Source organism: Desulfosporosinus sp. I2, from assembly GCF_000960765.1.
Lineage (GTDB): Bacteria > Bacillota > Desulfitobacteriia > Desulfitobacteriales > Desulfitobacteriaceae > Desulfosporosinus.
Genome location: NZ_JYNH01000088.1, coordinates 1 through 19799 on the forward strand (window position 1 = coordinate 1; position 19799 = coordinate 19799).

14 protein-coding genes are annotated in these 19799 nt (G+C 45.4%); 2 read left to right on the forward strand and 12 right to left on the reverse strand.

Annotated features, from left to right (window positions below; translation table 11 throughout):
• From UF75_RS17220 to UF75_RS17250, 7 genes are all read right to left on the reverse strand, one after another.
• Positions 1–1338: DVU_1553 family AMP-dependent CoA ligase (locus tag UF75_RS17220; protein WP_045575814.1), on the reverse strand; the 1338-nt coding region annotated here is incomplete at its 3' end.
• 3 nt (positions 1339–1341) lie between these two features.
• On the reverse strand, positions 1342–2706 hold the full coding sequence (gene trsS, locus UF75_RS17225; RefSeq protein WP_082075204.1) for a radical SAM (seleno)protein TrsS: 1365 nt from the start codon (positions 2704–2706) through the stop codon (positions 1342–1344).
• A gap of 13 nt (positions 2707–2719) precedes the next feature.
• Positions 2720–3466, reverse strand: coding sequence for a DVU_1556 family methyltransferase (trsM, locus tag UF75_RS17230; RefSeq protein ID WP_045575825.1), 747 nt, complete (start codon positions 3464–3466; stop codon positions 2720–2722).
• A 103-nt stretch (positions 3467–3569) separates the two neighbouring features.
• The gene (locus UF75_RS17235; protein ID WP_045575815.1) at positions 3570–4016 is read right to left on the reverse strand and encodes a DVU_1555 family C-GCAxxG-C-C protein; all 447 of its coding nucleotides are present in this window, start codon (positions 4014–4016) and stop codon (positions 3570–3572) included.
• 11 nt (positions 4017–4027) lie between these two features.
• The gene (locus tag UF75_RS17240) at positions 4028–4240 is read right to left on the reverse strand and encodes a DVU_1557 family redox protein (protein ID WP_045575816.1); all 213 of its coding nucleotides are present in this window, start codon (positions 4238–4240) and stop codon (positions 4028–4030) included.
• Positions 4233–6590, reverse strand: a complete 2358-nt coding sequence (locus UF75_RS17245; protein WP_282433815.1) for a pyridine nucleotide-disulfide oxidoreductase/dicluster-binding protein — start codon at positions 6588–6590, stop codon at positions 4233–4235. Before UF75_RS17245 ends, UF75_RS17240 begins: the two co-directional genes overlap by 8 nt.
• Positions 6591–6915: 325 nt before the next feature.
• Positions 6916–9642, reverse strand: coding sequence for a molybdopterin-dependent aldehyde oxidoreductase (locus UF75_RS17250; protein ID WP_045575817.1), 2727 nt, complete (start codon positions 9640–9642; stop codon positions 6916–6918).
• A 685-nt stretch (positions 9643–10327) separates the two neighbouring features.
• Between UF75_RS17250 and UF75_RS17255 the strand changes: the two genes are divergently transcribed.
• Positions 10328–11350 carry a molybdopterin-binding protein gene (locus UF75_RS17255; protein ID WP_045575818.1) on the forward strand — a complete coding sequence of 341 codons (1023 nt, stop codon included), beginning with the start codon at positions 10328–10330 and terminating at the stop codon, positions 11348–11350.
• Between the two features lie 404 nt (positions 11351–11754).
• Here UF75_RS17255 and UF75_RS17260 read toward each other — a convergent pair whose 3' ends face one another.
• From UF75_RS17260 to UF75_RS17280, 5 genes are all read right to left on the reverse strand, one after another.
• Positions 11755–13662 carry a molybdopterin biosynthesis protein gene (locus tag UF75_RS17260; RefSeq protein WP_082075206.1) on the reverse strand — a complete coding sequence of 636 codons (1908 nt, stop codon included), beginning with the start codon at positions 13660–13662 and terminating at the stop codon, positions 11755–11757.
• 39 nt (positions 13663–13701) lie between these two features.
• Positions 13702–14943: a gephyrin-like molybdotransferase Glp gene (gene glp, locus UF75_RS17265; RefSeq protein WP_045575819.1), complete on the reverse strand. Its 1242-nt coding sequence runs from the start codon at positions 14941–14943 to the stop codon at positions 13702–13704.
• Between the two features lie 25 nt (positions 14944–14968).
• Positions 14969–15658 carry a HesA/MoeB/ThiF family protein gene (locus UF75_RS17270; RefSeq protein ID WP_045575820.1) on the reverse strand — a complete coding sequence of 230 codons (690 nt, stop codon included), beginning with the start codon at positions 15656–15658 and terminating at the stop codon, positions 14969–14971.
• The gene (locus UF75_RS17275; RefSeq protein WP_045575821.1) at positions 15659–15883 is read right to left on the reverse strand and encodes a MoaD/ThiS family protein; all 225 of its coding nucleotides are present in this window, start codon (positions 15881–15883) and stop codon (positions 15659–15661) included.
• Positions 15884–16071: 188 nt separating this feature from the next.
• On the reverse strand, positions 16072–17865 hold the full coding sequence (locus UF75_RS17280; protein WP_045575822.1) for an aldehyde ferredoxin oxidoreductase family protein: 1794 nt from the start codon (positions 17863–17865) through the stop codon (positions 16072–16074).
• Positions 17866–18303: 438 nt separating this feature from the next.
• Here UF75_RS17280 and UF75_RS17285 point away from each other — a divergent pair.
• A partial coding sequence (locus UF75_RS17285) for a sigma-54-dependent Fis family transcriptional regulator (protein ID WP_045575823.1) occupies positions 18304–19799 on the forward strand: 1496 nt, incomplete at its 3' end.

The following is a 19799-nucleotide window of genomic DNA, read 5'->3' on the forward strand; positions in this document are numbered from 1 at the left end:
ACTCCCTCTCTTGTCTTGAATCTGTCGTTTAGCTGTACTCTTTCTGGATACCACTTCAGAGTTTGAGACTAAATAAAGGAACACCCTCAAGCTACCCTTCTGTCTAGCATCACTCACTACGGGGATTTTGTCTAAGGCCTGTTGCACATTTCTTTTCGAATCGAAGGAAACAGGTCCCTTTAACTGAACATCAAGTTGTAAGTGGCTTTCTTTTTCTTGCCTACCCTCTGTTAGAGTTACCTCAAAATCGAGAACATTGTCAAGCGCAAACAGAACCTCATCGAAGTCCGCCATGGTCAGGTAATCAGTCTGGGTCAGATAAACCCGGTCTCTGGACTTTATCAGTTCCAGTCGCTTCAATACCGTATGGCACACACAAGGGCCCGGGATAAACCTGGACATGTCACCGGTGCGATAACGTATTAAAGGCATTGCCGATCTGGTCAAAGTAGTAAAGACTATCTCACCTGGTCGCCCGTCCACTACGGGTAACCCTGAACTGGGATCGATAATTTCGATATAGAGGTCTGCTTCCCGGAGGTGGTAACCACAGAAGCCCTTACATTCTAGTCCACCACCCAACCCCATCTCAGTCATGCCATAGTGATTAAACACCTTACACCCCCAGGCCCTTTCGAGTTCTTGGACAATAGTCAGGGGCACATAATCCGTACTCAACAAAACGCTTCTCAAACTCAGGGCGGGCGGGCAACCCTCGGAATCTTTAAACCTCGCTAAGCTTAATACTTGGGTAGGTATTCCTACTAAAACGTTAATATTTTCTCGTCTAATTTGCCCTAGGGTTGACTCTGGATTCGTAACCAGACCGTGGACAATCCCTACTACACCCGCTCTTTCTAAACCCAAACGCAGTAAATCTCCGACACTTCCCGGTATTTCCCCCGGTAACATGATCAAGACTCTATCTTTGGGCTTTACCAAGGTTAACATGCCATGCTGAAAGAAATCGATGGTCAATTCCTGATCCTCCTCAGTAAAGAACAGGCGTTTAGATTTCCCCGTTGTGCCGGAACTCTGTAAGGTGACGATCCTGTTGATATCATTTTGGGAAACACACAAGAAATCTAGGGGATTATCTTTTAAATCTTCAGACGTGGTAAAGGGTAGTTTTAATAGGTCTTGAAAAGTTGATAGCTTACAATCAATTCCTTGGTACAAACGAGTATAGAATCGGCTTTTATTGGATACCCAGTTAAGCGTTTCCTGCAGTTTAGCCAACTGATAGTCCTCAATTTGCTTTCGGGTTAAGACGCTTGAACTGTTTCCAGTAATTTTGCGCTGTATCCAAGGCTCCAGCGAGGTGGTTTCGATGTTCAAGCCCTATCTCTCCCTCCGATAAATAGAGTGGCCATTCTTATCAGTGAGATTATACGCGCAAAAAGGAATTAGCTTACCATCCGGGCTTACCACATGAATGCAACAGTTTTTTAATCTGTCTATATCTATATTCCACACGTCCTGAAAGGCCATACCGCTGATGGAAAATGCATAAGTTTTTAGCTGTTGGATTAGATTGTCCCAGGAATTGGAGCTTGTAGACTGAATCGTTGGTGTTTCTGCTCCCGACCACTGCCGAGCTACAAAGGTTCGTGTTTTTCTAGCCAACTCATCCGCTCGCTCTGGTCCGGTACAGCACGAATTGTTGATGATCGGTTTCAAGCTTCCATCTGGTTGTCTAGTAAAATTGCCGCTAAAGGAGCAGCGTCCATTGTGGGGTTTCAGGTCGGCTACTTTGATCAGCCCATCCGTCTGATCCTCGATTGCTTGAATGACTTCCGGGAGTGTAATCCTGTCTTCATCTGTGGGTTCTTGAGAAATTCTTCCGAAATAACTGACGGGTTGGAAATGCACACCACGAACAACGGGATGATTTTCCAAGGCGAACCTGATGATTCCTCCAATATTGTGTGTGTTTATGCCTGGTATCAAGGTAGGCACTAAAACAACTCCAATCTGATGTTGGGCACAGTTCTCGATAGCTTTGGCTTTAAGATCAAAGAGCCTGCGACCCCTAATCGACTGATAAATCGAATCCTCAGTGCCGTCAAATTGTAAAAACACGGAGCTAAGACCGGCTTCCTTCAAGCGACTTACAAAGATAGGATCTTCAGCAAGTCTCAAGCCATTCGTGTTAAGTTGGATAAAGTTAAAGCCCAGTTTTCTCCCCATGTCTACTATTTCCGGCAGGTCGTTTCTGAGGGTTGGCTCGCCGCCGGACAACTGGACATTGACAGGCCCACTGGCAGCAAGGACGTTTTTGTACCACCCTTCTATAACTGCCAAGGAAGGTTCGTCAAGCTCCGTTCCGGCATTAGCAAAACAAAATCGACAGTTTAGATTACAACGCTGCGTAACCTCTATCAAGGCCGTACAAGTCGTCTTATAATGGTCTTCGCATAAACCGCAATCAAAGGGACAGCCTTTCTCGATCTGAGTAAAGCACTCCTTGGGGGGAGTTGGAATCGTAGGCCTGACCCATGAATCCCAAAGAGGGCTACCACGCCAAAGCAGGGTTCGATAGTCTCCATGTTCAGGGCAGTGTTTGACCAGATAAACCGTTTCTCCCTGAACCACTCTTTGCGCAGGAATCTTTTTCAAACATTCCGGGCACAAACTTTCTGTACCTAAACGCTTGGTATTTAAACGCTCGGTCGTGGAAATCAAACATTGATCCAATACGTCCATATGTTATCCCTCTCTAACTGCAGTGAGCATCCTTTTGGGCGATCAATTGAAAATATCCCATCTTCACCTGTTTAAGCGCAGCCTGGACAAGGCGAGTCTCAACTGAGTCTGAGTCTGAGTCTGCGCATGAGCAGGAGCATGAAGTAGTCTTAAGCCAAAACTGAGTCATAGAGCCATGGGCCATGATCAGATCGACCGTTAGTTGGGTCAGCAGGTTCGTATGATCCGTCCAATTAACGATCTTAAACCCCTGTTCGACAAGCTTATTAACTAATTGCTCCTTGGGTAACGCTCTTCTGATACACGAGTCGAGTTTGAGTTCCTGCAGACCTTGGAGACCGTCAGGATTTCGAGCATACACATCGTTGATCACTAACCATCCGCTCGGTTTGAGCACCCTGAAAATTTCGTTTAGCGCTTGATCTATGTCCTCCATGACGGACAAGGCACACTCCGCAAATACCCCGTCCATGTTTTCTGCAGGAAAGGGTAGGTCTTCTCCCTGCCCTCGAATTAGGTTTAAATCTGGATTTTTCCTTCTCCCACTCTCTAGCAGCAGCTCTGAAGGGTCTAAACCGATGGCCTGAAGCTGATACAGCGAAACAAGACGTTCTACCGTTGCACCGCAACCGCAGCCCACATCTAAAACCCTCGCGTCCGGAAGAAAGTCACAGCTTTTGACTCCCAAATCGGTTAAGAAAAACCCACCAGGTCTTAAAGTATCCCCTGTCGCCTGACTCAGCAGGTCACTCTCATACATTTTAAATATATCGTTTTTCACAATTTGTCCACTTCCAAGACTCCCACTTCCGGCTTCTAAACTTGACTTCTAAACTTCCGGCTTCCGGCTTCAGACCTCTGTATTAATCCTCGTCCGTTGACTCAGAGTCTTCTGCATAAGACGCCAAAATCTCTTGTACCTTACTAAAGGTCGTTGTAACAATATTGCCGCATTGCACAGGATACTCATTGCCCTCATCCAGAGAGTGGTCTAAAATCCCAGAGCATTCTAGAGTGCCATAGACGTCTTCAAACCACTCCAACAAGTCATTGATCATGACGTTGATTTTGGCGTGACTAAATTCGGTGGGAGTTCCCTTCCCAACATTTAAACCAATTAGACATGCCCCCCCGGTAAGGGCACCACAGGTTTTTCCCGACCTGCCTACTCCTCCACACAGACCGTGCATTGCTTTAATTAAGTCGGGGTTTTCCTTGCCTTGTTCCTCCAAACCGAGGATTAACATAATTTGGCTACAACAAAATCCCTGGGTAGCTAATTGAAACATGCGAAAAGCATCGACCACCATCATACTCCCCCTTACTTATCCTCAAGGCTTTGTTCCACTTCAAACATCTTGCCTAAAGCCAATTCCTCAGTAATCAACACCAAGCCACAGTTAAGGCATTTTAGTTCTTCCACTACAAAATCATTGCCCAAGTAAGATGCCTTGACCGAACCCCGCTGCAGTTCACCGCCACATTTTCCGCACTTCCAAAGGGTTGTTGGGGTCTGTTTTAACGTGTTATTCATGACTTTCCTCCACAATTTCCATGCGGTGGCTATAAACATTGAGCACCACAAAGCCTTGTTCCTGAGGTTGATATTCAACCCAATAGGTCACCTTGACAGGGCGGAAGTAGGCTAAACTGTGACCATTGTCCGGATTAATAAACTTTCTGCCTGTTCGCTCCGCAAGTTCTATCACCTGTTGAATATCTTCAATCAGAATACGTCGTTCTTCCATGATCTCCAGAACTCTTTCATTTAACTCGAGGTTAACCGTCAAATACGCCACATCCTTTTCCTGTGGAGCTTCTTTCCACAGAGAGTGTAACAACGTTCTTTTTAGTTTTGCTCGATTCTCATGCCGATAGGAAAATCCCACACTAGGCCTGATAGCAGCCTTATCCAGGTCAGTTCCGAAAACTAGATCTAATAAATGAACTGTGCGTTTACCCTTGGAAGCAAAATTATCTCGGCACATAGCACAGTAGGCTACATAGTCCGTGGTGCTTTCACTGATTCGGTCTTCAATGATCTTCTTCGCCAATTCCGGATTGGCGAAGGACGTCAGCCCTCCAAAACCGCAACACTTTGTTCGTTCTTTGTTGTAGGGCAATTCTTCGATTTTACACCCTAGTTTAGTTAAGATGTGTCGGACGGCATCCTGGATGATCGGTTCATTTCTCGTCGTACAAGCATCCTGTACAGCTAATATACTCCCGTTTATAACGGCACCCTGTACAGGTAAATCCAAGTCTGCCATCAACTCCCACAAAGAGACAACTCCTTTAAATTTTTCCCGGAACACGCTGTGACAGGTGGAACAGGCTACGATGAGTTGTGGTTTGCCTAAGCTTTCTAATTCCGCGACCATACCCTCTAAACTACTTTGGAATAGAGTTTGATCACCTGCCCAATCGGCCGGAGCACCACAACAACGTAACATGAGCGCTACTCCTCCAGAAAGCTTCTCTCTTAGATAAGCGTAAACTTTTTCAACCTGTTCCGGTGAGGAGCCACTTAATTGGCATCCGGGAAAGAAAACATATTGACTGGAATCATGGCCTGGCTGATGTCTGGACATAGCAAATTCTTCACTGTTACTAAAGGCCATATCCCGCAGGGCAAAATCGTGGGCCGAGGGTGGCATTTTCCCTTTGCTCACCATGCTCTCCCGGGTTGCTTTACAGGTCTCACCCAGGTCTAGTCCCTGAGGACATATTTCTGCGCACTGCCCACAAAGACTACAGGAATTGATCATTTTATTCCCGTGGCGCATTCCCATGACGATCGTATCGTTATTATATATTTGCCTTAAATATTTTTTTGGATAACTGCCGTATTCTTGCATATATTTGCAAGCTTTCACACATTCGAGACATTGACAATTCAGGCACCTGCCTGCCTCCTGAACGGCTTCCTCAGACGTATACCCCCCAGGCTCGTCATTCATTTGCACAGCAGGCAGTGGGCTTATCCCTTTGGTATTAACGTATAGTTGCGTCTCAAAAGGTCCTTCCCCTTCTCGGGACGCTGTTAAAGAAACGCCCTGTAAGTATCTATCTATGCTAACTGCTGCTTTACGGCCATCAGCAACTGACTTGATAGGGGAATCATTTCCCACAACTGCCCCGCTGAATATTCCTGGGAGTGGTGTAGCACACGTAACCGGGTCGATCCACGACTGTTCGCCTAAGAGCTCAGAAATCTCATCTGAATGAGCAGCAAGCCCCAGATAAACGACATTAAATTCTTCTTGAAGCTTAGCTAAATCTTGCTGGGTTATTGCTGTATTTAGGTGTATTTGAACGTTAAGCCGATTTAATACGGACAGTTCCTCGACGATAACCTCCGGGGGTAATTGGGCATCCGAGAAATTCCACAGGTCACCGCCAAGGCGATCTGCTTTCTCAAACAGACTAACCTTATATCCTTTTTTAGCCAAGTCATAGGCTGCAGTCAGGCCTCTTAGTCCCGAACCAACGACCGCAACTGTCTGGCTTTTTGGAGGGACTATCCCCGCCTTAACTATTTTTGTTTGGTTCTTCACGCAAAACCTCTCTAAAGCTGAAATAGCAATGGCCGGTCCAGCCTCTTGGCGTTTGCATTCAGCTTCACAGGGATGATCGCAAATTCGGCTAATAATTCCGGGAAAGGGCTGTTTTTTTTGCAGTGTTGCTAAGGCACTTTTCAAGTCCTGATTTTGAATGTCCAACATCAATTTCCGAGCATCTACATGGATAGGACAACTTGCTGTACAGGCTGGGGGATTTTCCTGGGTACACTTAGCTTCTTGTTTTTTTAATTCGTCCTGATCCATCAGCAACACCCACTTCCTTAAGTTATTGCCTGCGATTAAGGATATTCTGGTTTCCAAAGCCACTAGAGCGGGCGCATTTTTCTGGTTCGCATTTATGTCACCTGAAATATTTACTCCCCTGAGCTAGTTCGGCTAAAGCTGAACATAGAGACTTCTGTACTGAAAGGCTCAAATACGAGAGTTGGGCACCTTAAATCAGAAATTAGAAACATACTAATGATGAAGTTAGCAACCTCATCATTAGTATTAACTGAACTTATTCCAGGGGCTTAGAGCCACTTCCTTAACTTCATAAGTTAAGGTTTAGTGACGCTAAGCCATCGCCATCAGATCAAGCAATTATGTCTCCACGTTTACGACCCGTCGGCCAGACGTGGAATAATTAGCTTTTAGCGTTAAGTGCCGCAAGTACTTTTTCTGGACGTGCAGGTAAGTGTGTCATTCGTGCTCCGCAGGCATTATAAATTGCATTAATAATTGAAGCATGAGGCGAGGTCAAAGGCAATTCTCCTGAACCTGCTGCGCCAAAAGGACCATGAGGTCTATAGGTTTCTACATAGAGGAGTTCAATATTATCTGGGACATCTTTGACATAAGGTAACCCGCAACTCATTAAATCGATGTGTTTCTTAAGATCTTCGAAGTCCTCGCTAAGAGCTAGGCCTAAACCTTGAACTAATCCTCCATACATTTGTCCGTCCACTACCAATTTATTGGCAATCTTACCGACATCTGCTACCATCGTCATTTTGGCAACTTCAGTCTTACCGGTCGTGATGTTGACTTCAACTTGCGACAAGAAAGCTCCGTACATATAAACAGCAAAAGGATTCCCTTGTCCGGTCTCGACGCTACACTCCTTAGCAGGTGCGGTCCAAGCTCCTGTGAAAAAGACGGGTAATTTTTCGGCGATCATTTCTTCATAGGTTCGGAAGGTCCCATCGGCCTTCGTAATCCCTTTCAACAGCTCTTCGCAAGCAACACGGGTGGCATTACCGACCAAAACTTGAGAACGACTTCCTCCGGCAGGTCCACTGTTAGGAGTTCTTGCCATATCATTCATAACAAGTTTGATATCTTCCGGTTTAACTCCCAAAGGACGCAAAGCCTCATGAGCAGTAGCTAAGGTCCCCATATCCGCGCCTTGACCATGATCCTCCCAGGAAGTATAAACTGTAACGCCTTTAGCCGTTAATTCCACATTGACCACAGAGCTGTCTGCTCCGTCTAGACCTGACCCATAGACACCGATAGACATACCAATTCCGCGTTTCTTATCAGCAGTGGATGCTGGCTGTTTAGCCCATTCCTGCGCTTTCTCGTAAGCAGGTTTTAGTTTATCCATTATATCAACCATGCAGTAAACATCTGGCTCACAGCCGGTTGGCGTAGTGTCACCTGGTCTGTAGACGTTTTTATAACGTAATTCAAAGGGATCCATACCCAATTTCTCCGCAAGTTCATCCATCAAGACCTCGGAGGAGAAAGTACTTTGAGGAGATCCATAACCCCGGAATGCTGAACCCCAAGCGTGGTTAGTACACACAGTTCGTCCATTGCCGCGAATATTGGGGATGTTGTAACCACAGCCTATGAACTGAGTGCCTCGCATGGTGAGTAAGTCTCCAAATTCGGAATAAGGACCATGGTCAACGGTCCAATCAGATTCCATAGCCGTTAATTTACCCTCTTTGGTAGCCCCTAACTTAAGATTAATAAAGAAAGGCGAACGTTTCCCTGTATAAGTTGTTTGCTGATAGTAGTCAAACTCGAGGTAGACTGGTTTCCCTGTCGCCACAGCTGCAACCCCTAATAAGGCTTCAATCGTTGGACTGAACTTATAGCCAAAGGTGCCGCCGGCTGGGTTTTGGACTAAAATCAGCTTGTCCGATTCAATCCCGATCCCTGCACAGATCATAGCCTGATGGAGATGTATGCCAATACTCTTAGAATGAATGATCAATTTACCCTCTTCATCAAAGAAAGCAAAGCCAACATCTGGCTCAATGGGCATATGGGGTTGACGTCCAACATAAAAATCATCTTCGACAACGACATCGGCTGCTTGCAATAGTGGCTTAGTATCTTCGCCTTTGACCACTTTAACTTCGAAATATACATTGGGTGTTCCGGGATGAATTTCAATTGCATCATCAGCCATAGCTGCCGGAGCACTCATATATTCAGGGAGTAATTCGAGCTCCACCTTTACTTTATCGGCTGCAGCCTGGGCATGTGCTGCAGTATCGGCAGCAACAATGGCTATCGCATCCCCAAATTGGAACACTTTTTTCTCGCAGAGGATCGGGCGATCCCATCCATCCCCTTTATTCGTTGGGAATGTGATTAAACCAGTAATTTGGTTTTTGCCCACGACATCCTTATGTGTGATCACTTTATAAACACCTGGCATTTTTTCAGCTTCGGAAGTGTCGATCGATAGAATATTAGCATGAGAAACCTTGGCCTGAACTAGTTTAAGTTGCAGAGTTTCACAAGGCATTTTAATTCCTACATCAGCGCCAAAGTCCCATGTGCCGGTGACCTTAGCTAACGCAGAGGGCCGGATGAATTCTGTGCCCCAAATTCGCCCATCTTCCGGTAATTTGCACCATAGCTCTTCTACGGTAACCTCACCACGAATCAACCTGGCGGCTTCCATGACCGCGTCAACTAGAGGCTTATACCCTGTGCACCGGCAGGCATTTCTGTGTTTTTGAAACCAATCACGAACATCTTCTCTAGAAGGATTATCATTTTCCTCTAATAGTTGTTTGGCTGAAACAATGAATCCCGGGCTGCAGAACCCGCATTGGGCAGCCCCATGGATCATCCAGGCGAGCTGCAAAGGATGTAAGTGTTCCTTAGTGCCTACGCCTTCAATCGTCGTAATCACTGCATCATCGGCAATCCGTTTCATTTTTGTCACGCAGGACCGGATGACTTTTCCATCTATAATGACCGAACAGGCACCGCATTGAGCTTTTCCACATCCTATTTTAGTCCCGGTCATGTGCAGTTGTCCTCGCAACACATTGGCTAGGGTGACTTCCCCATCGACAATTAATGTCTGGGAGACACCGTTAATGCTGACATGTTTTTTAATCATTTTTTCCGCTCCTTTATAAACTTCATTCTCTAAAGGTTACACCATGAGTTTCGCAAGTTATTCATGTTACAAATTGCAGCCTTCCATTTTGTTGAGGTAAGTATTAGACATCAGTAAAGCAAATTTCCCCACCATCCATTTGATGAACAACTGACAAATTTGTTCCTCCCATTCTTTTTTACTTGCCTAAAGGCTTTGATTTAGTTTAGTTTAGTTTGGTTTAGCTTTGCTTGTTTTGATTATTTTTGCTTTACTTGGCTTTGGTTAGCTTGATGAACATGCAATATTTATGCCAAGAACTTTTGCGATTTCAATAATAGTGGTATACTCCCTTTCCAGATTTCGACACCGTAGAAAATTAGCTACTTTTTGTCGAATTTCCAATGAGCCCTTCTCGCCATCACGCGCCCTTGCCATGGCTGCGCTCAAACTGAACGTCGTGTTTGAGTTATAGTAGTGTTCTAAAATTGAACATCCATGTTCGATTTTAGGCTACAGGGACACTCGGCCTCCATGACCAGCGGAATATGATTTATACCTTGACCGAGTGTAAAGAATGAGGTACCATGCAAGTGGGACATATTGTTTTCCCCTCAGTCTGCCCGAACCTCTGACAGTTTTTAATCCCAATCAAGGTATGTTGTATGTGAGCACACCTTACATGATGTATTGGAGGATATATCCCATGGAAAAAATTAAAGTTCAAGATTCTATTGGAGCTATTCTAGTCCATGACATGACTCAGATCATCCCTGGCGTCGTTAAAGGGCCGCGTTTTCGCAAGGGACATGTCATCCAGGCAGAGGATATTCCCGTTCTTCTAAGTATGGGAAAAGAGCATATTTTTGTCTGGGATCAAACACCCGGCCTGATCCATGAAAATGAAGCTGCGGAGCGCCTCGCCCATGCTGTAACTGGTTCTGGACTGCTCCTCGACGAGCCCAAAGAAGGAAAAGTAACTATTACCGCTGCCCACGATGGACTACTTTATTCCTCTGTGGACGGCATTTTGGCCTTGAATACATTAGAACACATCATTCTCTCCACGCTTCATAATCACTATCCTGTCAAGAAAGGAGATAAAGTCGCTGGAACTCGAGTCGTACCTTTGATGATTGAGGAATCCTTAATTATTGAAGCGGAACGGATTGCTCAGACATTCTCTGATCCTATTTTGGAGGTTCGACCTCTCAAGCACATGAAGGTCGGCATCGTAACCACCGGAAGTGAAGTCTATCACGGACGGATCCAAGATAAATTCAGCCCTGTACTACGAACGAAAGTTGAAAACTGGGGATCTGAAGTCCTCGCCCAAACCTTAGCCAATGATGATGTGTCCTTGATCCAAAGCTCTATTCAAAATCAACTTGATCAAGGCGCTGAAATGATCTTAGTAAGTGGCGGTATGTCTGTTGATCCAGATGACGTCACTCCCACGGCCATCAAAGAAATGGGAGCCGAGCTCATCACTTATGGAGCTCCGGTGTTACCAGGAGCGATGTTTTTACTTGCCTACATCGGAGATGTGCCTATCATGGGATTACCTGGTTGCGTTATGTATTCCAAGACAACCGCCTTCGATTTAGTCGCTCCGCGTATACTGACAGGTGAACGCCTGACGCGCCATGATATCGTCAAACTCGGAAGTGGTGGTCTCTGTCTCGACTGCCCAGTTTGCATCTACCCGCGCTGTTCCTTTGGCAAATAAATGCAAGTTGGGGACAGATATGTAGCGGGTTCCGTTTTGAGGTGCAAAAAAGGATTAAATGGCAATAGGAATGACGTGCGAAATGGCAACATTTTCGCACGTCATTTTTCCTTATATATCAATTCTTTGTATATCAACTCTTTGCATATTAACTCTTCAACCGGGCGGTGAATTTCTGTAATTTAAATATACCAAGTGGTTACTTCCTCAATAGAGGCACGGTCCGGTTGCGTCGGATTTTGGGCAGGATAGCCAATAGCACATCCATCTAAAAGAATCCACGCCCTTTATTCTGACATGGATTCTTTTTGCCTTGTTCAAATTTGGATGTCAATTTGTTTGTCAATTTATCAGTTTGCACCTCAAACAGAACCCTTAACTTGATATGGGTATCCATTTCTCCCTTACCCGTAAAATACTCCCGTATCTCTGACATCGTACCCGCCCAGTGCCAGAACGTCCTCCTGAAACGCTTTGCTTTGAATGACCTCAATCATCGCTTTCATTCGAGGTTCCTCGAGGAATTCCCGTGGAATTGCCAGATCATAGCGTTCTTCACCGACCAACACGTAATCTAGACCTAAGGCTTCTGCCGCACTTTGAATACCTAATCCGACATCGGCCGCTCCTGAGGCGACTGCAACTGCCACGGCTAAGTGAGTAAATTCCTCTCGCTCATAGCCTAAGATTTGCTCTTTAGTAAAGCCTTGTTTTTGAAGCAAATAGTCAAAAAGAACTCTTGTTCCAGATCCACCCTGACGATTGATAAAGCGTATTCCTGGACGAACTAGATCCTCAAGAGTCTGAATGTTATACGGGTTTCCTTTCGGTACAATCAAAACTTGGGTCCGATATACTAAATTCATGAGAGCAATATCTCTCCCGGGCAAGAACCGTTGCAAATAGGACTTATTATACTCCCCAGTCTCTGGATCAAGTAAGTGAATCCCTGCAAAATGGGCCTCCCCTTTACGTAGAGACAGAATACCTGCTAGGCTCCCTACATGAGCTGAGGCAATCCCTCCCTGCCCACCCTTGGCCTTCATATGGCTGCTTAAAACATCCAACGTTAGATCATGGGACCCTATGCATACCAGCGTTTCTTCTAACTCCGCAACAGGCCGTAAAAGCTCAATGGGGACCGTCTCTCCCTCATGGAACCCTTCCTGTAGACGGGGAACTCGAAGCATCCCATCCGCTCTCACTAAACTCATCGTCACGCCCGCACCTCTGCTCAAAGGAGCAGCCACCCAGCGTTCCCCTACTTTTCCGACTTTGACCCGCACAAATTCTTCACTTCCCAACGAAGAAAAGACTTTCTTGCTGATCACAGCCTCCAGAAGATTGGCAGAATCTTGACCTAAACCCTGTAAATGCTTAACCCAAGGTTCTAGGAAGAGATGTGCTGTCAGGTAAGTAGACACCGGATATCCAGGGATACCAAACGCTGGTTTCTCGTTGACCTCCCCTAAAACAACAGGTTTGCCTGGTTTAATAGCAACACCATGCAGATAAAGTGTTCCATGTTTTTGGATCAATTGAGAGGTATAGTCATCCCGGCCTTGAGAAGATCCTGCAATAATTACTAAAATATCTTGTGACTCAGAGATCTCCAAAATTGCCTTTTCTAAGCGCTCGGGCTGATCTGGGGTTATTGGCCAAACCGTGGCTACGCCACCCCATTCTTCCACCAAGGAAGCTAGAACCGTGGAATTGCTATCCACAATATCGCCTACCAGCAAGGACTCCTCTGGTGAACGAATTTCATCCCCCGTCGGTAAAATTCCTACGCGAGGTTTCTGTCGAACTTCCACCTGTAGTAGCCCTGCAGCGAGCAAAGCTCCCTGATCTTGGGGGCGAATGCGATGATGAATGGGGAGAAGTACTTCTCCCTCCACAATGTCCTCTCCGACAGGTCGGACATGATTCCAAGGAACCACGGGAGCTTGAAGTAAGATTCCACGCTCGCTCAATTCCAAAACATCTTCCAACATAACTACTGCATCCATTCCTTCAGGAAGTGGATCACCGGTATCGACTTGAACTGCTTGATTTCCAAGTTCTAACCACCGCGGCTCCCGCTCCGAGATTCCGTGAGTATCCTTAGCCCGAATAGCATACCCATCCATGGCTGAAGCTGCAAAGTGGGGTGAACTACGTTTGGCCCGAACAATTGAACCCGTGATTCTATGGAGTGATGACCGTACATCGATAACTTCATTTTTCGGGATACAACGCCCAGCAAGCTTTTCCATCATTAATGCCAAGCCCTCTTGCCAAGCCCTGTTTTCAAGATATATTTGGCGTTCCACGGTTTGCTATACCTCCCATTCCATTTGTAATTCTACATATTAACGCAAAAGCTGGAAATAGACCTTTTTACCTGCCTCAATACCTTCCGTATTTATGCCAATATGCACTAACCCATCAGCTAAGACCATAGTTCGAATCAGACCAGATTTCCCACGAATCGGTTCAACCTTCCATTCATCATCGTGTGGTATGAGCTGTACACGAACATACTCTTCCCGGCCACTTCCAGAATATAAATTTTGGGTTAATGTTCCCTTGGGCAAGGGAACCGATTTGGGATATATGATGGACCCATCCAACCAGGGACGGACCAAAGTTTCAAACACAATCATCGCGGAGGCAGGATGTCCTGGTAATCCAAAGATCAGTTTACCATCCACAACACCGCCAATTGTCGGCTTCCCCGGCCTTAAAGCTAAACCATGAAATAGAAGTCCTGGCTTTCCAAGTTCGCCAATCAGTTGGGCGGATAGATCCCGTGATCCAACAGAGCTTCCACCTGAAAGTAACACAATATCATTTTCCTCTAACATCTGAGTTAGAGCAGAACGAAGTGCTTCCAAATCATCTTTCACTATACCATAATAACGAGCATGGGCACCACTCGCCTGTGCTTGTCCAAGCAACGTGTAGCCATTAATATCTCTTGACTGCCCAGGCTTTGGTTCTTGCTCCGGAGAAATTATTTCATCCCCGGTTGATAAAATTCCTACCCGAAAGCGAGGCAACACGGGGACTTTCAGGATTCCTTGCGAAGCAAGAAGTCCCATTTCCTGTGCCCTAATCCGAGTGAATTTTTGTAAGATAACTTCTCCTTCGATCAAGTCTTCCCCAATGTCGATCAGATTTTCTCCTGGTGCAACGGCTTTGGTAACACCATAAAGTTGTTCGCCAAAATGTTCGAGATGCTCAACCATCACGACAGCATCTGCTCCCTCAGGTAACATCCCGCCTGTCGGCATTAGTATTCCCGTACCTTTTGCCAAAGGTTCCTTTGGATCTTCTCCCATCCTTACTTCTCCATAACATTGAAGCAAGGCAGGCATACTTTCGCTCGCTCCAAACGTATCTGCCGCCCGAACGGCCATTCCATCCATCGTGGATTTACGAAAATGAGGTAATGCGCAGACTGCAGGAATAGCTTGGGTGAGAATTCGTCCCAACGAATCAGCCAAAGCAATAGTCTCTACGCGCTGATAATAGGAGAGTACATAGGGCTTGATGGTTTCAATTGCCTCAGCCAAGGTCTTGACCTTAAACAATTCGCTACTGCTACCCATGGTTCATTACACCTTTCGTCAATTGTTAATACTGGATTTCAAATCGTTCAAACTCCATGGTCTGTAAATCAACTTGTAACCAAGCATGACGTAGTGAAGGCTGGCGTCCAACCAATATCTTTACCCCTTCCGCCACGCTTAGACTTGCCAAGACGGCCGGAGTAAACGCAGGATTACCCCAAATACTCTCGACGCCTCGATCAGCACGTCCAAATAGCTTAGAAACACTATAATCTCCTGGTAAACTAACTCCCAGTTGACCAAACCAGCCTGCAATACTAGCAAAAACCAGTGGCAACGCCATTTGATGACAGACTCGTTCTAGCCCAACTCGGGCTTGCATCGAATCAAGAGCATCGCAGACTAGATCGACTTCCCGAAACAATTCGGCACCCCGATCTTCCTCAAACCAACCTTTCACCACTTCGATTCGCACCTCAGAATTCACAATCCCTAATCTTTCCTGAGCGGCTTCTACTTTGTACTGTCCCAAGTTTAGTTCAGTCGCCATAATCTGTCGGTTAAGATTGCTGACCTCGAGGCGATCTCCATCAATTAGAATTAATCGTCCCACCCCGATTCGTGCGAACTCTTCAGCAATATATCCTCCAAGTCCTCCACAACCCACAATCGCCACCGTTGAGGCAGCAAACTTAAGTTGGTCAATTTTAGAAAAGGTTTCACTATTCCGTTTATATCGACCCTCGAAGTTCATTTAACCCCCCCCAACTGGTGGGAAGAGTGCAATAGTATCTCCATCGTTTAATACGTGTTGTTCATTGACATCACGTCCGTTAACAAGACAAATAGCCACTTCCTCAGGGGTAATATTCAAGGGTAAAAGGACATCAATGACGCGGCTAGAGTCTGGCAAATCTTTCTCTTCGACTTTAAAACGACCTTCCCTAAAGGTGGCAAAAAGTTTAACCGTCACACGCAATATGGTTCCCCCTCTCTTCACAGGAATTCGAAAGGTTAATGCTCTGATTTAATCGTAAGATACTTTATTATACCACGATACTCTAAGGGGGACCTCCTAAAAGGTCCCCCCCTCAATAACTTGTTCATTGAAACTTAAATTACGAGCTTCGAACCCGGAACCTTGGACTTCAAGCCTCGCCTTGAAGCCTACATTCCCAGGCTGCTTAGACGTTCAGGTGTAGGGACTCCTGTTGCGCTCCATCCACGCTCAATATAATACTGAGGCAGAAGTTCTGCTAATCTGATGGTTTGTCCTTTAGAAGGGCCTTCTGGAATTGGATCATTTAATAACCGTTTGGGCAGAGTGTCTTCTGCTGCAGTGTAGCCAACCTTTAAATTGTGCAAGCGTTCATTGTTCCAGATCCGCTCTCCACAAGCGAGCAGCTCCTCATCCGTATAATTGAAACCAGTCACAGCATTGACCAAGGCTCTGTAGTCTGAAAGGCCAAGGGCAAACGAGGAGAATAAACAGAGACCAAGAGAGTCAATCACGGCAGTGAGATCTTGGAAGATCTTGACCCAAGTTGCTTTTCCTTCGATGACGGTACGATCCAGTTTTTCAGGCATTCCTATGACTTCCGGAGAAATCAAATACCCACGAACGTGACAGCCGCCCCGGTTACTGGTGGCAAATTGAAGACCTTGACCCTGTACGCCTCGTGGATCATAGGCTGGAAGTTCTAATTTTTTCACCGACATGGACAATTCCGGCGCTCCATAAATTTCCGCTAAACGATAAGAACCCAACGCCATTTTGGCACCCAATCCTTCAGCAAACGCGATTTTACGTACCCATTCAACCATTCCATCAGCATTTCCAAACTCTAGTGGTGTACCGTCTAGTTCTTCTTGCTTAATATAGCCCTTTTGAACCAGTTCCATACCCGCTGCAATCGTGGCACCGACCGAAATGGTGTCTAGTCCATACTTGTTACATAAGTCATTTGCCTTATGTATGGCATCAAAATCATGGATACCCGAGTTAGAACCAAAGACCCATACAGTTTCATACTCCGGTCCAGCGCCTTCTCCGCCCTTCCATTTACTATAGCGACCACAAGCAATTGGACAGCGATAACAGGGATCTTTTTTAATCAAGTGGTTTGCGGTCATAGTTTCTCCACTGATAAGATCCGCATCGGGATCATAGGATTCTTGGAAGTTGTTAACCGGATATATCCCACTTTCGTTAATAATATTAACGAGTACAGCCGTTCCATACGTTGGAAGTCCTTGACCTGTTACGCCATTTTCCTTGAGCTTAGCCATGGTTGCGCTTAAGACATTTTTCATTTCATCTGCGTTCGCATTTTCTACTTTACCGGTTCCACGAACCAAAACTGCTTTAACATTCTTCGACCCCATGACAGCTCCAACTCCACTACGACCTGCTGCACGGTAGAGATCATTCATAACTGCTGAAATCAAGGAAAGTTTTTCCCCAGCTGGGCCAATGGATAAGACTTTAACTTTGTCATCCCCAAATTCCTGTTTTAAGATGTCCGTTGTAGCATAAACATCCTTGCCCCATACATGAGCTGCATCTTTGATTTCTACGGAATCATCAGAAATACTTATATATACTGGACGAGCAGCCTTACCCTCTAAGATCACCATATCATAACCGGCGAACTTAAGATGGGCTCCCCATTGCCCACCGGAGTTCGAAGAAGCGATAACTCCATTCAGGGGGGATTTTGTCACAACCATGTAGCGTCCGGAAGTCGGAGCGTTAGTCCCCGTTAGAGCACCTGAAGCAATAAACAATTTGTTCTCGGGAGAAAGTGCATCAACATCTGCAGGCACCTCGTCTGCAAACATTTTCCCTGCAAGTCCACGTCCACTAATATAGTTCTTGGCAAGTTCTTTGTTTAAAGGCTCAGTGCTTATTTTCCCTTCCGTCAGATTGATTCGCAAAACTTTTCCGGTATATCCACCCATGAATCTTCCCCCTTATTTCTATAAGATTCCGCTAAACTATTTTCTTCAGAGACTAAAACCATATTTTACTATAAGCGTTCTTGTCTATAGTAATAAAGCAAGATTCATGCCATCTTTTAAGGGGAATAAAATTATTTTAAATTTTCAAATAGATATAGCAATAGCAAATTAAAACAAAAAGGATCAAATTAAAACAAATTAGAACAAATTAAATTTTATTGCTCAAAGAGCTCTTGAAGGAAGTAATAACGGGCAGTTTAACTACCCAGCACCATAAACGTTCCATATTTGATCATTTTGCCTTATATTTGTGTTCCATAATGGGACACTTTGTCATTATTATTTTATTTGGCTGTTGTTTGATTTAAATGGATATGGTATTCTGACAATTGTAAGGACAATAAAATTCATGCCTAGAGAGGAAAGGGAAAGCGATCTATGGACAACCATTGGAAACGTTTTATAAATGGCGAGAGTGTTGAATCTGAAGTCTCTCCTTCCATCTATCGTTCCTGGCAGAGAAGTTTAGAGTATCAAGTAGACCATACTCTAATTTCTAATCAGGACATTCTGTCTTCGCCGCGTCTTAGTGAACGCCGCGATGCTCAAAACACCCTAATCCGAGCGGGCGAAGCTGTTTTGCCTTACATTTTCAGCATGCTTGGAAATAGCAATTATACTGTTCTGTTGGGTGACAACGATGGCTACATCATTGAAGCCATGGGTGACGCACCCTTTATGAGTAAAGCCCAAAAAGTGAATTTGAGTCCGGGCGCCAGTTGGCGCGAAGAAATTCGAGGAACCAATGCCATAGGAACTGCTCTTCGTGACAATGCCCCCATCTCCGTCTTCGGCTGGGAACACTTTGTACACGATAATCAATTTTTAGCATGCTGGGCTGCCCCGATTCAAAACACCCAGGGGGCTCCTATTGGAGTTATAGATATCAGTGGGGAAGCTAGTCGAGACCGCGAAAAGATCTTAACCATTGCCATGATGGGAGCAAGTATGATTGAAAAAAACTTGCGCCTTTTCGAGTTGGAGAGTCAGCTGAAATTTTACCAAGAAGGAGCTAAGTTAGCTTCCTCACTTTTAAACCAAGGGTTTCTGTCCATTGATCACAACGGCATCATTACTAATATCAACACGTTCGGTGCTGCACTCCTTGGGCGCAAACAAGAAGACATCATCGGGCAACTCGCTGCGGACATCTTCAGTTCACCGAAAGGGTGGACGTTAAGTGGACAATCCTTAGATCTCCATATAAAAGATCGCTCAGGGAAAGAAATTTCCTCCCACTTAAAGCGTGTAGTTAACGAATCTGGCAAATCATTGGGGGCCGTAGGAACACTTCAAAGTAATAAACAATCGCCGTCCAATACCTTATGGATCGGTCATAGCCAACATACGCAGCGAATTCTGGAACGAGCTTCGAAGGTTGCCTCGACCCATTCTTCCGTTCTCATTCACGGTGAAAGCGGAACAGGTAAGGAAATCATAGCCCGAACAATCCATCAACTTAGTCCACGACGCGAAGGACCTTTTGTTGCTTTGAACTGTGCTTCACTTTCTTCTACACTGATTGAAAGTGAGTTATTCGGCTATGTTGAAGGGGCCTTCACTGGAGCACGCCGAGGCGGGAAACCCGGCAAGTTCGAATTAGCGGACAAAGGGACTATTTTCCTTGATGAAATTGGAGATATGCCTTTAAATGTTCAGGTTGCACTCCTTCGCGTACTTCAAGAAAAGGAAGTATCCCGAATTGGAGATACAAAAGCTATCAATATCAATGTCCGAGTCATTACCGCCACGCACAAAGACCTGATCGCCCTTGTTGAAAAAGAGCAATTTCGTTTAGATTTATTTTACCGCCTGAAAGTCGTCACCTTAGAATTGCCTCCCCTGCGTGAACGTCCTGAAGACATCAGAGATTT